The 13,800-nt window shown below is 60.7% G+C and carries 12 protein-coding genes; 8 read left to right on the forward strand and 4 right to left on the reverse strand.

Going from position 1 to position 13,800, the window contains the following annotated elements; all coding sequences use genetic code 11:
- The first annotated feature begins 2 nt into the window (after positions 1–2).
- The 5 genes from KTJ77_RS03330 (at position 3) to KTJ77_RS03350 (ending at position 6,758) form a co-directional block, all read left to right on the forward strand.
- On the forward strand, positions 3–1,184 hold the full coding sequence (locus tag KTJ77_RS03330; protein WP_217337085.1) for a hypothetical protein: 1,182 nt from the start codon (positions 3–5) through the stop codon (positions 1,182–1,184).
- Positions 1,181–2,251, forward strand: coding sequence for a glycosyltransferase family A protein (locus KTJ77_RS03335; protein WP_217337086.1), 1,071 nt, complete (start codon positions 1,181–1,183; stop codon positions 2,249–2,251). Before KTJ77_RS03330 ends, KTJ77_RS03335 begins: the two co-directional genes overlap by 4 nt.
- A gap of 72 nt (positions 2,252–2,323) precedes the next feature.
- Positions 2,324–3,391 (forward strand): non-hydrolyzing UDP-N-acetylglucosamine 2-epimerase, encoded by a 1,068-nt coding sequence (wecB, locus tag KTJ77_RS03340; protein ID WP_217337087.1) that lies wholly within the window; start codon positions 2,324–2,326, stop codon positions 3,389–3,391.
- A gap of 93 nt (positions 3,392–3,484) precedes the next feature.
- A complete protein-coding gene (locus KTJ77_RS03345) occupies positions 3,485–4,777 on the forward strand; it encodes a nucleotide sugar dehydrogenase (protein WP_217337088.1) in 1,293 nt (430 codons plus the stop codon).
- A 58-nt stretch (positions 4,778–4,835) separates the two neighbouring features.
- Positions 4,836–6,758: a DUF6541 family protein gene (locus KTJ77_RS03350; RefSeq protein WP_217337089.1), complete on the forward strand. Its 1,923-nt coding sequence runs from the start codon at positions 4,836–4,838 to the stop codon at positions 6,756–6,758.
- A 17-nt stretch (positions 6,759–6,775) separates the two neighbouring features.
- On the opposite strand, the gene KTJ77_RS03355 is transcribed toward KTJ77_RS03350, so the two are convergent.
- Entirely contained in the window at positions 6,776–7,741 is a 966-nt protein-coding gene (locus KTJ77_RS03355; RefSeq protein WP_217337090.1) for a glycosyltransferase family 2 protein, read from the reverse strand.
- Positions 7,734–8,177 (reverse strand): GtrA family protein, encoded by a 444-nt coding sequence (locus tag KTJ77_RS03360; protein WP_217337091.1) that lies wholly within the window; start codon positions 8,175–8,177, stop codon positions 7,734–7,736. Before KTJ77_RS03360 ends, KTJ77_RS03355 begins: the two co-directional genes overlap by 8 nt.
- A gap of 193 nt (positions 8,178–8,370) precedes the next feature.
- Here KTJ77_RS03360 and glf point away from each other — a divergent pair, with 193 nt between their 5' ends.
- Positions 8,371–9,507 (forward strand): UDP-galactopyranose mutase, encoded by a 1,137-nt coding sequence (gene glf, locus KTJ77_RS03365; protein ID WP_217337092.1) that lies wholly within the window; start codon positions 8,371–8,373, stop codon positions 9,505–9,507.
- A 66-nt stretch (positions 9,508–9,573) separates the two neighbouring features.
- Here the strand turns inward: glf and KTJ77_RS03370 are convergent, their stop codons facing one another.
- The gene (locus KTJ77_RS03370) at positions 9,574–11,487 is read right to left on the reverse strand and encodes a glycosyltransferase (protein WP_217337093.1); all 1,914 of its coding nucleotides are present in this window, start codon (positions 11,485–11,487) and stop codon (positions 9,574–9,576) included.
- Between the two features lie 129 nt (positions 11,488–11,616).
- Between KTJ77_RS03370 and KTJ77_RS03375 the strand changes: the two genes are divergently transcribed.
- Together KTJ77_RS03375 and KTJ77_RS03380 are read left to right on the forward strand one after the other, a co-directional pair.
- Positions 11,617–12,405 (forward strand): ABC transporter permease, encoded by a 789-nt coding sequence (locus KTJ77_RS03375; protein WP_217337094.1) that lies wholly within the window; start codon positions 11,617–11,619, stop codon positions 12,403–12,405.
- Positions 12,405–13,160, forward strand: coding sequence for an ABC transporter ATP-binding protein (locus tag KTJ77_RS03380; RefSeq protein WP_217337095.1), 756 nt, complete (start codon positions 12,405–12,407; stop codon positions 13,158–13,160). Before KTJ77_RS03375 ends, KTJ77_RS03380 begins: the two co-directional genes overlap by 1 nt.
- A gap of 41 nt (positions 13,161–13,201) precedes the next feature.
- Here the strand turns inward: KTJ77_RS03380 and KTJ77_RS03385 are convergent, their stop codons facing one another.
- Positions 13,202–13,795, reverse strand: coding sequence for a hypothetical protein (locus tag KTJ77_RS03385; RefSeq protein WP_217337096.1), 594 nt, complete (start codon positions 13,793–13,795; stop codon positions 13,202–13,204).
- Positions 13,796–13,800: the final 5 nt, after the last annotated feature.

A 13,800-nucleotide genomic window follows, 5' to 3' on the forward strand; every position in this document is an offset into this window, starting at 1 on the left:
CTATGGCACTCCCCGGGGGCGCCAAGGCGCTGGCTCTTCGTGCGGCCCGCGTTATTCCTGACCCCATCTTAAAAAGGATCCTTCCTCGGCGGCTGGAGTTTGTGGTTCCGCCCCCCGTTTCGTTTGAAGAGAAGCCGGTGCGGCTCTTCATCGGACCGGTCAACTTCGCGCGCCAAGGGTATGCGTGGGCGCGCGCAGCTGAGACCCTGCCCGGTGTTGATGCCGTCGCGATGGCGTACCAGGCCGGAACCGGGTACGGGTTTGACATCGATCAGCGGGTACCCGCATCTGTCTATCTCCTCTCGCGCGGGTGGGCCAAGAAGCAACGCTCCGCGATTCTTTCGTCGGCGACGCACGTGATTATTGAGGCAGGACGCCACATCTTTGGTGACGTTTACGGAACCACGGTGGCTGAAGAAATTGCTGCGTTGCGTCGTGCCGGAATTCGGGTCGCTTTGCTGAGCCATGGCAGTGATGCGCGACGCCCCCAAGCGCATATTGATCGTGTGCCCGACTCACCGTACGCCGACTCAGAGTGGAGCGTTGTCGGACAACTTGAGAAAGAATCGGCGGCGCATCACGCGCTCATGGCCAGTTCTGGAGCCGATGTCTTCGTGTCGACGCCCGGGATGCTTGACGATGTGCCGACCGCGACCTGGTTGCCAGTGGTGATTGATGTTGAGCAGTGGCAATCATCGATCGCACCGCTCGCTGATGACGTTCCGCTTGTCGTTCACGCACCGAGTAGCCCGATCGTTAAGGGCACGCGAGCGATTGAGCCTATGTTGCGACGACTCGTCGACGAAGGACTCATCCGTTACGAGCGATTGACGGGCGTACCTGCCAAGGATGTCCCCGCCTTTTTTGCGCGTGCCGACATCGTGCTTGATCAGTTTCGCCTCGGTGACTACGGCGTGGCCGCGTGCGAAGCACTGGCATCCGGGCGACTCGTCATCGGAAACGTGACCGATGACAACCGAGCACGCGTGCAGGCGTTAGCGGGTACTGAACTGCCGATCATGCAGGCCACGATCGCTTCACTTGAAACCGTTCTTCGTGGTGTTCTTGCTGACCGTGAGGGAGCTGCTGCTCTGGCATCGCGCGGCCCAGCATTCGTGCGAAATGTGCACGATGGCACGAGGTCAGCGTCTGCGCTCGCCGATTTCTTGGGCGTTGCACGATGATCGACGTCGATGTCATTATTGCCGCGCATGATCCATCTCGCGCTGTTGATCGCGCGGTGTCTTCGGTACTTGACCACACGCGGGCGAACGTGCGCGTGACAGTGGTCTGTCACAACATTGCGCGCAGCGCGTTTGCGGGCCTGCTCAGTCCGTGGCTCACGGACGAACGTCTCCGATTTCTTGACGTTTCCGATGGTCGCAAGGATCCAAGCGGTCCGTTCAACGCCGGACTCGACGCCGCAGACGCCGAGTTCGTCAGCATCATGGGTTCGGATGATTCGCTCGAGCCGGGAGCAATCGATTCTTGGCTTGCCGTTGCTCGCAGGACCACGAGCGACGCGGTCTTGGCGCGAATCCGTCATGCACACGGCGGATTCATTTTGACGCCACCGACACGGCCCTACCGTCAGCGCAATCTCTCTGGCGTCAAAGATCGCTTGGCCTATCGCACGGCCCCGCTTGGGCTCTTGCGGAGAACAACCGTCGGCGAACTTCGGTTTCCCGCGGTTGCTGACGGGCGCCCGGGCGAAGATTTTCCATTCACCGCGGCACTGTGGTTTGCCGATACCCGCATATCGTTTGACCGAGGTGGCCCCGCGTATCTCGTTCATGATGACGCTGTCGAGCGCGTAACGACGCGGCCGCGTCCCATGCACCACGACACCGCAACACTGACACTTTTTCTCGCATCTGATGCGGCACGTCGCTTGAACCAGCGCGCGCGCCATGCGTTGGGTGTGAAAGCACTGCGCCAGAACGTGACGTCGTGGATTGCCTTGCGTCCCCTTGAACACGACTGGAGCGCACAGGACGCACAGGATGTAGCTTCTGCGATCGAGGCTCTGGTTGAGTTTGCTCCACGTGCCCTCAACGAGGTATCTCGACTCGATGCGAAGGTGCTCACACTCTGTCGATCAGGAGACCCGAATGACGTGCGGGCGGCGCGACGCCTCGTTGCCCGTCGCACGACGCCGTCACTTGACACCATCCTCCCGGCAAAGCTCAGCCGCGTCTTCGCCCGTGAAGCGCCCGTACGGTATCTGACGGCGACACTGTTGTTGCGCTAGCTCGTCACGGTGCGACAGGATCGTGCGCTGGCGGAAACCGTCGGCTGTGATGCACGCTCCTATAGTGGAAGGGTGAAGATTCTTTCTGTCGTTGGTGCTCGTCCGCAGTTCGTGAAGCTCGCACCGATTGACCGCGCAGCGAAAGCCGCCGGGGTGGAACACATCATTGTGCACACCGGGCAACACTACGACCCGCTTCTTTCGGACGTCTTCTTTACGGAGCTTGGTATTTCAGCTCCGGATGTACATCTGGGGGTTGGCAGCGGTTCGCACGGAAAGCAGACAGGGGCGATGCTCGCGGCTCTGGACGATGTGCTGCTCGAGCATCAGCCCGACTGGGTACTTGTGTACGGCGACACGAACTCGACGGTTGCCGCGGCGCTGAGCGCAGTAAAGCTACACATTCCGGTGGCGCACCTCGAAGCGGGCCTGCGGAGCTTTAACCGCCGCATGCCGGAAGAACACAATCGCGTGATGACCGATCACGCGGCTGATCTGCTCTTGGCCCCGACGCAGGTCGCGGTTGAGCACTTGCAGAATGAGGGACTGGGCGGGCGCACGGTACTCGTCGGCGATGTGATGACCGATGTGCTTTACGCCGTGCGTGACCAAATCCAGGGTGCGCCATCGCCACTCGTTTCGGAGCTCCAGCTCACACCAGGTTCGCACTACGTGGCAACGATTCACCGTGCTGAGAGCACCGACGATCCCGATCGCCTCGCCGAGATCGCTACGGCTCTCGCAAACCTTGACAAGCCTGTAGTTCTGCTCGCCCACCCCCGCGTGCTCGCAAAGGCTCGAGAGCACGGGATCGAGTTGCAACAAGGCTCACTCATGGTGCACGAACCGCTGCCTTACCACGACTTGATTGCCTCGGTGATGGCGTCGGCTGGCGTGATTACTGACTCCGGTGGGCTTCAGAAGGAGGCCTTCCTGTTGCGCGTGCCCACGACGACTGTTCGTACCGAAACGGAGTGGGTAGAAACCGTTGAGCTGGGCTGGAACGTGCTGGCATTGAGTGCGGAAGAGATTGCCGCAGCCGCGAGCCGTCCGGCACCCGCCGCAACCGACGCCGCGCCGTACGGTGATGGCAAAGCGGCAGAACGTGTCGTCGAGGTCCTGCTCCGCGGGCAACGCTGAGCCCACGACATCGACGGGTTTGGGGTTCGCGCTCGCGGGCAGCAAACGCGGGTGGCGATCTGGTGATGCTTCACGTCACTTAGAATTGAGATCATGCGTATTGCCGTTGTAGCCCTTGGAAAAATCGGCCTCCCTCTTGCCGTTCAGTTTGCAGCCTCTGGGCACGAAGTCATCGGCGTCGACGTAAACCAAAAGGCGGTTGATCTGATCAACGCTGGAGTCGAGCCGTTTCCTGGCGAAGCACACCTGCAGGAGAAGCTGACTGAACTCGTTCCGGCTGGCCGCTTGCGTGCGACGACGGATTACGCTGAGGCGATTCCCGGTGCCGACGCTGTTGTGCTGGTGGCACCGGTATTCGTACACGACGAGACGTGGGAGCCTGACTTCAAGTACATGGACGCGGCGACGCGTTCGTTGGCTGAGCACCTCACACCGGGAACCCTCGTCTCCTATGAAACGACATTGCCAGTCGGTACCACCCGTGACCGCTTCAAACCCATGCTTGAAGAGATCTCTGGTCTCACGGAAGGCGTTGATTTCCACGTCGTCTACTCACCTGAGCGGGTGCTCACCGGCCGGGTCTTTGCTGACCTGCGGAAGTACCCCAAGCTGATTGGTGCGCTGTCCGACGAGGGCAACCGTCGCGCTCGCGAATTCTACGAAGCCGTTCTTCAGTTCGACGAGCGTCCCGATCTGCCGCGCCCGAATGGTGTGTGGGACCTCGGAACCACGGAAGCATCTGAGATGGCGAAGCTTGCGGAAACGACGTATCGCGACGTCAACATTGGCCTGGCAAACCAGTTCGGCCTGTTTGCGGCAGCCAACGGCATCGATGTCTACAAAGTCATTGAAGCGTGCAACTCGCAGCCGTACAGCCACATTCACCGCCCGGGTATTGCTGTTGGCGGTCACTGCATCCCCGTCTACCCGCGCCTGTACCTTTCGACCGACCCCGATGCCGACATTGTGCGCACGGCACGACAGCTCAACGCGTCGATGCCCGAGCGTCTGGTATCTCAAGCGGGATCCCTTCTCGGTGATCTGACGGGCATGAAAGCAGTTGTGCTCGGTGCCGCATATCGTGGCGGCGTGAAGGAGACGGCGTTCTCGGGAGTATTCCCCACGGTTGCCGCGCTCCGTTCTCGTGGTGCCGACGTCTGGGTTCACGATCCGCTCTACACTGACGATGAGCTTCGCGGTCTCGGATTCGAGCCCTACCACATCGGAGACGACGCTGATCTGGTGATTCTGCAGACCGACCACGCGGACTATCGCTCGCTGAGCCCCGTTAATTTCCCGGGAATCCGGTTGCTCGTTGATGGTCGCAACGCGACCGTTGCCGAGGCCTGGGCGGGCGTTCCTCGCATTGTGGTCGGTGCTGCCTAGCAAATCTCACGAGCCGTAGCCGGTACGATCGGTTGCAACGGCGTGCTTTGGGAGATACATGACCTGGATTGAAGCGGCTCCGGTCGTCATCGTTGCACTGATTGTGGTGTTTGTGCCCGGTTACGGGGCCGCACGGATCGCCGGATTCTCTCCTTCCACCCGCCTCGCTGTGGCCGCGCCGCTGAGCCTCGGGGCCATTGCAGTGGCCGCGATCGTCAACATGGTGATTCCGTTCCGCTGGGGCGTGATCGCGTGGCTCCTCTCCGTCGTCGCCCTGTTGGCTCTGGCCGCCGGGTTGCGCTGGCTTGACCGTGGTTCTGGTCAGCGTGCCGCCGAGCGGACTCCGCTGCAATGGTGGATGTTGGTCACGATGCTGGTCGCGTTCGTTATGCTCGCGGTTCAGCTCGCACGCGTCACAGGCGCTCCAGAGAACATTTCACAGACATTTGACAACGTCTACCATCTGAACGGTGTGCGCTGGGTGGGGGAGAGCGGGTACATCGCGCCGACCCGCCAATTGCTCCCCGGCTTCTACCCGAGCCTGTGGCATGCGCTGTCGTGCACCGTCATGATGCTGACGGGTGCGAGCGTTCCGGTCGCTGTCAACGCCGTCACCATTGCCCTCGGAGCACTCGTCTGGCCGCTGGCCTGCATCGCCCTCGTGGCGCGCATCGCTGGGTGCCAGCCTGTCGCACTTGCCATTGGTGCCGTCCTCTCGGCAACGATTCCGCTGTTCCCCATGCTCATGTTGGACTTCGGTGTGCTCTACCCGAACGTTCTGTCGATTGCGCTACTTCCGTCCGCGCTCGCTGCGCTGCTCTTCGTGCTGGACATCGGTAGTAACGATCTGCCCCGGCCGGCCCTCTGGTCGCGGTGGGCGCTCCTGCTGGTTTCGATCGGAACCCTCGCGCTTGCGCACCCGAGCACCTTTATCGCGTTCTTGATCTTTGGCGGCTTCGCTGTCATCGCATGGTTGGTGCGATGGGTGCGGGGCCCTGGGGCCGAGGCGTCGGCGCGTCAGAAGAGGCTCGTCATTGCCGGCGTTATCGCGCTCGGCGTCGTCGCCCTCGGCATTTTCGTCGTTGCTCGTCCTGCCGCAGACCTGGCATTTTGGCCGCCGACGCGAACACCTGTCGAGGGCGCTGTTGATGTTCTTTCACTGGCCCTGGTTGGACGGCCAGCGCTGTGGGCGGTCGTTGCCCTTGCCGTCGCAGGGATTATCGCCATCGTCATGAAACGGCGTGATCTGTGGTGGCTGGTTGCCTCATACGCGGCCTTAGCTGCCATCTACTTTGTCTGCGTCGCCGGGCCGCACAACCGCGTGCGTGCGTTGATTAGTGGCACCTGGTACAACGACGCCAACCGAATCGCATCGCTGTTTCCGACTCTGCTCATCCCGCTGGCTGCGGTAGGCCTCATGGCCGTGACACGCTGGCTACTGAACTTTGTCCCCACATCCCAACCGCGTGCCGTACGTGTAGCTGGCGCGACGCTGGTGACCGTCGCCGTCGCTGGCATCGCGATGGTGAATCCGGCTATCGGCGTCGCAGAGCGCTCCATGGCTCGGGTGTACGCGCAGACGCCGAGCTCACCGCTTGTGAATACTGACGAGCGCACACTTCTTTCGCGACTCGACGACGTGGTTCCGGAGGGGGATGTCATTGCGGGGAGCCCGTGGACCGGCACGTCTCTGGCATACGCGCTGTCGAATCGTGAAGTCCTGCTCACCAACATTTTCGATGAGATGACACCAACGAAAGATCTCATCGTTAACAAGCTCGACCAGGCAACCGCCAACCCAGAGGTCTGCGCCGCGTTGCAGACGGAGAACGTGCGCTGGGTCCTCGACTTTGGTCCGTTGGGCGTGCATGCAGGACCCCACCCCTACCCGGGCCTCGAACAAGCAGGGCCAGACGTGCTCTCGCTCGTGGATTCCGAGGGCGAAGCGAAGCTCTACCGCATCATCGCTTGCGGCGAGTAACGGCGGCGCCGCAACGCTTACACGCGTGGTGAGAACGGCTCAAAGTTTGGTCGGTCTGGTGTCGCTTGGATGTCGAGTTGCAGACTCGTGAGGAGCATCTGTATGCCGATCATGAGCGGTAGCGCCGCCAGCATGACGGTGGCTGCCGTTGCGACGACAGAGGACGCGATCTGGAAAATGACCCAGATTGAAATGCCGACGCCGATGCCGGTCATGAGTAACCCGCCGAAGAGCAAAAGCGCGATGGGGGAGAAGGACCACAGGACGTAGCGGTACCAGATGCGCGACCAGTAGCCCACCGTGAGGCGGTTGAGCAGCTCAGGTACGACCTTTCGCAATTTGATGCTGGAAACCTCTTCGCCGTACACGGCAGGAATTGGAACATCGGTGGCCGACACTTGCAGAATGTTCAGCTTAATGAGGAGGTCGTTCTCGAAGCTGTAGCGCTCGGCAACCGAACTGAGGTCAATGCGCTTGAGTACTTCGGTGCGAACCGCCGTGTAACCGTTCTGCGGGTCAAACAGGTTCCAATAGCCGCTGGAAAGTTTTGTCATGAACGACAGCACCACGTTGCCAAATACGCGGTGCCCGGGCATTCCCTTGAATGATTCGGGGCCATAGAAGCGATTAGCCTTCGCGAACCCGTAGCCATCGTCGGTGACCTTATTCAAGAGATCGGGTAGATAGTGCGGATCCATCTGAGCGTCACCAGCCATCACGACATTGACGTCAGCTCCCAGGTCTAGGGCGGCGCGATGCGCGGTGATAATGGCACCACCAACCCCCTTATTGACCTCGTGGCGGATGAGGGTGACACGGGGATCGTTCACTGCGCGCACGGCATCGCTCGTGCCGTCGGGGCTGCAGTCGTCGACGATCACGATGTGATCAACGAAGCTTGGCATCGTGGTGATGACCTTCGCGATCATCTTTTCTTCACGGTAGGCGGGTACCACCGCCGCGATGATGGCGTTCTTATACATGCCGAGTCCCCTCGATTTTCTGTGGCGCGAACACCCAGTATCGATATACGAAGTAATTAGTGATGGTCGTGACTCCGACCGCAAGGATCTTGCCTATCAACCATCCCCACCCGATTTCATCGATGCCCCAAACGATGGCCGTCGTGATGATGGTATTGGCCGCGACCAACACGGTGTACCTCACGACACTCGGTGCGACCTTATTATCGGCGGCAAATGCCACGAAACGCTGCATCGAGTACGTCACCACAAACGACGCTAGGAAGGCGATCGCCGTCGCAGGGACGAGGTGGATGGCGAGGACCGAGGTGGCGAACCACAGCAGGGCAACATCGAACAGAAAGCAGAAGCCACCGACGGCAAGATAGCGAATAACGCCAATCGCCCACATCCGTTGCAGTGGGTTGGGAGATTTCTGGGGGGCTCGATCATCCACGAATCCATCTTGCAACGACAGGGCGCCTTGCCTGCAACTCAACGGACCCTTTGAGTGTTATTGCCAGGCTTCTCATGTGGCGGTCGAGGGGCGATGTCGCTGTTGGGCACGCCATGAGGGTGTGCAAAACCGTGCACGGGTAGAATGCTGGGGGCGCACACGCGCCCAATCTCGCAATGCAGAAAGCAGTGGCATGGATCTTCTTGTGGTGGGCTCTGGCCTGTTCGGACTCACGATCGCGGAGCGTGCAGCAGAAGCTGGTCGTAAGGTGACGATCATTGATCGTCGTCACCACTTGGGCGGTAATGCGTATTCCGAGGCGGAGCCGACGACGGGGATTGAGGTGCATCAGTATGGTGCGCACTTGTTCCACACGTCGAATGAGACGGTGTGGGAGTACGTGAACCGGTTTACGAAGTTCACGAATTATCAGCACCGGGTGTACTCGACGCACAAGAACATCGTGTATCCGTTGCCCATTAACTTGGGAACGATTAACCAGTTCTTTAACGCCGCGTACACGCCGGCGGAGGCTCGTGCTCTGATTGCGGAGCAGGCGGGTGAGTTTGATGTGCATTCGGCGTCGAACTTGGAAGAGCGTGGCATCGGTTTGATCGGTCGTCCGCTGTTTGAGGCGTTTATTCGTGATTACACGGCGAAGCAGTGGCAGACGGATGCGAAGGAGCTTCCGGCGTCGATTATTAGCCGTCTGCCGGTGCGGTACACGTACGATAACCGGTACTTCAACGACACGTACGAGGGTCTCCCGGTTGACGGGTACACGGCGTGGATGGAGCGGATGGCTGACCACAAGAACATTGAAGTCGCTCTGTCGACCGATTTCTTTGACGAGTCGCAGCCGCTGCACAAGAATGCTGTCGTTGGTCAGGTGCCCGTTGTGTACACCGGACCGGTCGACCGCTACTTTGACTACGCGGCTGGAGAGTTGTCGTGGCGCACGATTGACCTGGAAGAAGAAGTCCTCGATATTCAGGACTTCCAGGGCACGAGCGTGATGAACTATCCCGACGCGGACGTGCCGTACACGCGTATCCACGAGTTCAAGCACTTCCACCCGGAGCGGAAAGACGTATTCGCTCAGGACAAGACCGTCATCCACCGCGAGTTCTCTCGCTTCGCGACCCGAGATGACGAGCCGTACTACCCGGTGAACACGCCGACCGACCGTGAAGGTGTTCTTGCCTACCGCGACCTCGGCCAAGGCGAAAAGGACGTCCACTTCGGTGGCCGCCTCGGCACCTATCAGTACCTCGACATGCACATGGCCATCGGCTCCGCACTATCCATGTGGAACAACCAGCTCGCATAAGCGGATCACGCACGAAAAGAGGCGGGCCGGGGGAGTGAATCCCTCGGCCCGCCTCTTTTGCGCGACTTACTGCCCCTTTGTGAACGTTTCGTGCCAGCGCTCGGTCGAGGTGAGCTCTGACAGCGCAGCGCGGTACTGGCGGGAAAGCTCAGGCCAGTTGCGGCGAAGCTCAGCGTGCAGACGAATTGATTCCGGCAGCATCTGACGGAACTTTGCGCGGTCGCGGGTATAGATGACCTTTCCTGAGCCATCGGCGGCGCTGACCAGTGCACTATCAAACTCCGGTACACGCCACCATGCCGCGTCTTCCTTGCCGATTTCGACTTCCGGCTGCGTCACGTTGGCGGCCTTCGGCTTGTGGAACCAGTGATTCAGCAGGGTGCGTGCGGTAAAGATGCGGAGGGCGAGACCCGTGGGGTTCTCCGGCTTTTCGACGAGGCGCTCCACCGTATAAACACGACGGCCGAAGCGCGACTTGAGAACGGTGCCACGGTCTTTAATGACGCGCGTCTCGGCAAACTCGGACTGCAGGGCGCGGGCGGCAGGCATCGCGGTCGCGAGGTTGCCCCACATATGTTCGGGGCCGCTCAGGACATCACGGAGCGCACGCGCACGCAACTCAGCTGGGTAGTACTGCATCATCATGAGGTGCTTCAGGTCGGCACGACGGCTGTGACGAATCAGGTGCCCGCCGTGCGGTTCCGGTGAGTGCAGCAACGCCGCAACGATGCGGTTGCGGGCGTGGAAATATGCCTGCCAGTCAATCGAATCATCTTTACCCACCCAGGACACGTGCCACAGCGCGACGCCAGGCAACGACACCGTCGAGTATCCGGCAGCGCCAGCACGGATGGAGTACTCGGCGTCGTCCCACTTGATGAACGCGGGTAGCGAGAGGCCGATTTCACGAATGATGTCTTTGGGAATGAGCGTCATCCACCAGCCGTTGTAGTCGGCATCCATACGCATGTGTAGCTCGGGCGACTGGCGGAGGTTCTGCGCACCGAAGTCGTGCGGCATTACCTCTTGGTAAAGCGTGCGCCACATGAACGGTTTGCGGTCAACGACTTCGGCCCAGGCGTGCAATTTCGGTCGATCGAGAAGATCAAACATGTGGCCGCCGACGATGGTCGGCGTCGTTGCGTAGCGGCCGAAAACGATCGAACGGCGCAGTGATTCGGGCTCGATTTCAACATCATCATCGAGCAACTGCACGAAGTCGCTCTCTTCGCGCTGGAGCGTTTCATACATCGAGCGCGCAAAGCCACCGGAACCACCGAGGTTGGGCTGCTCAATGATCTGTAGCGTTTCGCCGAGACGCTCAGCGACCTCAGCGTAGCCCGCTTGATCTTTGACTTTCTGCGTGCCCTGGTCGATCAGGAAGATGCGGTCAACGAGTGCCAGTGCGTCGGGGGCATCGGCGAGTGCGGTCAGCGTCGCCACACAGTAGTCCGGCTTGTTGTATGTCGTGGTTCCGATCGAAGCTTTGCCCGTGCGCGCTGGCTCTTCTTCGGTCGTCCACTCGCCGCCCAAAAGCACGGCAGGCTTCGCGTCGGCGATAACGTCGAACCAAATCCAGCCACCATCGCTGTACTGGTTGAGTTGTAGGTCAAAGTGCGATTCGCTCGTGCCCGAAACCTCGCGGATGGCGAGTCGCTGGCGAACACCCTTGCTCGTGGAGCGGTAGACGAGGACTGTCGCGTCGCCCTCGACGCGGACGGTGAGGCGAACCTCCTTCAACGGCGTCCAGTGCTGCCAGTAGGAGGCCGGGAAAGCATTGAAGTAGGTGCCGAGAGAGACGCGGCGTCCCGCGACCACACGCACACTGGTGCGGCCCAGGATGTTGCCAATGTGTGCGCGCGATGAAACACGAACCGGCTCTTCATCGATCGACGACCAGGTTTCTGGGTCGGCGTACAGGGGCAGAAGATCAGGATCGCGGTCGAGCGGGAAGACCACGTTTTGCAAGATGTGCGTCACAGTGACAAAAATCTCCGAGAGTGAGTTTGCGGCCGCAAGAAAGCGGCCGACGTAAGCCTACTTCAGGCCCCTGGATACCCGCTGGTACGCCTAACAGGTTCCCAGCCTCGCGGCCTCTAGACTCGAACTGTGACGAGCCGCCCCCCGTTGACGAAGCAACGCCGGTACCTCCACGCGCTTCGGCTGTTGTCTGCGCGCGATCTGAAGGTGCGCTACGCAACGAGCCTGCTCGGGTATTTCTGGAGTGTTCTTGATCCGCTTGTGATGGCGGTCATCTACTGGTTTATCTTCACGCAGGTGTTCCAACGGGAGAACGTTGGGGCGGAACCATATATCGTCTTCCTCGTTGCCGGGTTGCTGCCGTGGGTATGGTTCAACCTGTCGGTCAGCGACTTCACTCGTGCGTTCCGCAAAGACGCAAAGTTGGTGCGCTCGACGAACATTCCGCGCTCTATCTGGATCGCGCGCATCATCGTGAGCAAGGGTGCCGAGTTTCTGTTCGCGCTACCTGTGCTTGCCCTGTTCGCCATGTTCGCTGGCGCAACCATTGGCTGGGGTGCCCTGCTGTTTCCCCTGGCCATCCTGATGCAGGCGCTACTTCTCCTGGGCCTCGGACTCTTGGTTGCCCCGCTCTGCGTTCTCTACAGCGACCTCGAGCGCACAACCAAGCTGGTGCTGCGGGCTCTGTTCTACGCATCGCCCGTGATCTACGGAATTAATGACCTGCCGGCACCGTTCGATCAGATCGCCGCGTTCAACCCGCTCGCCGGCATCTTCACGCTGTACCGCATGGCATTCTTCCCTGAGGAGTTCGACCTGTTTAGCGTCGTTGTGAGCGTGATCCTCACGCTCGCCCTGCTGGTGACGGGTATCGTGACATTCCGCCGCCTCGAGCGCACCGTGCTGAAGGAGCTGTAATGACTGACCCCACCAGCACAGCCATCTCTGCCATGACGATCACTGACCTTGGTGTGAGGTTCCGTCGCAACCGTCGCGGCCGACCGAGCCTGAAAGATCTGTTCGGCGGCGCGAAGCGACGGACGAAGCCGGGTCAGTTCTGGCCGCTTCGTCATGTCTCTTTTGCCGTGAACTATGGCGAAGCGATCGGTGTCGTCGGCCGCAACGGGCAGGGTAAATCAACCCTCCTCAAGCTCGTCGCGGGAGTGCTACTGCCCGACGAGGGGACCGTCGAAGTGCATGGCGGAGTCGCACCGTTGATTGAGCTCACGGGAGGCTTCGCCGCAGACCTCACCGTTCGTGAAAACGTCCGACTTATCGCGGGCTTGCACGGCATGAGCCGTTCTGAGATCGACGCCCGATTCGACGGCATCATCGCCTTTGCCGAGATCGGCGACTTCCTCGAAACCCCGTACAAGCATCTCTCCAGCGGCATGAAGGTGCGTTTGGCGTTCTCCGTCGTCTCTCAACTCGATGAGCCGATCCTTCTCGTTGACGAGGTGCTCGCAGTGGGCGACAAAGCGTTCCGCGACAAATGCTACAAGCGCATCGATGAGCTCCTTAACGAGGGACGCACCCTCTTCTTCGTCAGCCACAACGAACGCGACTTGCGCCGCTTCTGTACACGCGGCCTGTATCTCGACAGCGGGAGGCTCGTCCTTGATGGCCCGATCGCCGACGTGCTTGACAGGTACAACGCCGAACACGGCACGTAACGCCCGCGCTGGCGCAGTGCGTTACGCGTTGGTCCGCCGCGCTACTGCGCCAGGTCCAGAAGCGTGGCGAGGCTGGTGTGCGCTGATTCGAGCGCCGTCGCCGTGCGGGCAGAATCAGTGTTTCCTAGTGCCTGGTAGAGAGCATCAAGTGCTCCGCTATAAGACTCAACGGCACCCTTCCACGTGTCCGGGTCGGACGGCTTCGGGTGATCAAGCAGGCGCTGCACATCCTGCATCATTGGGCGGACGATGTCTTGAGTACCGGCAAACGAGCCCCCGTCGACGGAGACTTCAATCATTGACAGGCCGGTTTCTGCATCGGAGAGATAAGGCGCCACCGCGGCGCGGAAGTCAGCGTCATCCGGAACAGGGTCGCCTGTCGGAGTGACGGTGGGCTCTGGCTCCGGTGTTGCCGAAGCGCTCGGTGTCGCTGTCGGTGTCGCACTCGTCGTGGGGGAGGCGGTCGGCGTTGCCGTTGCAGAAGCACTCGCACTCGTGCTCGGCGTCGGCTTGGCCTCGCCCTGGAAAGGTGGGTTCACCGCAAGCAGGACAGCACTACCGGCGATGATCAGCGCAACAACGCCAATGGCGACCAGCAGGCCGATGCGACCAGAATTTCCTGCACGAGGGGACACGGAGC

It is taken from the genome of Microbacterium sp. NC79, from assembly GCF_019061125.1.
GTDB lineage: Bacteria > Actinomycetota > Actinomycetes > Actinomycetales > Microbacteriaceae > Microbacterium.

Bases quoted from the DNA above. Each gene is read 5' to 3' on its own strand.
- KTJ77_RS03345 (WP_217337088.1), top strand. From the start codon at position 3,485: ATGCGTATTGCCGTTGTAGCCCTTGGAAAAATCGGCCTCCCTCTTGCC.
- KTJ77_RS03335 (WP_217337086.1), top strand. From the start codon at position 1,181: ATGATCGACGTCGATGTCATTATTGCCGCGCATGATCCATCTCGCGCT.
- KTJ77_RS03330 (WP_217337085.1), top strand. From the start codon at position 3: ATGGCACTCCCCGGGGGCGCCAAGGCGCTGGCTCTTCGTGCGGCCCGC.
- KTJ77_RS03380 (WP_217337095.1), top strand. From the start codon at position 12,405: ATGACTGACCCCACCAGCACAGCCATCTCTGCCATGACGATCACTGAC.
- KTJ77_RS03350 (WP_217337089.1), top strand. From the start codon at position 4,836: ATGACCTGGATTGAAGCGGCTCCGGTCGTCATCGTTGCACTGATTGTG.
- KTJ77_RS03355 (WP_217337090.1), bottom strand. From the start codon at position 7,741: ATGTATAAGAACGCCATCATCGCGGCGGTGGTACCCGCCTACCGTGAA.
- glf (WP_217337092.1), top strand. From the start codon at position 8,371: ATGGATCTTCTTGTGGTGGGCTCTGGCCTGTTCGGACTCACGATCGCG.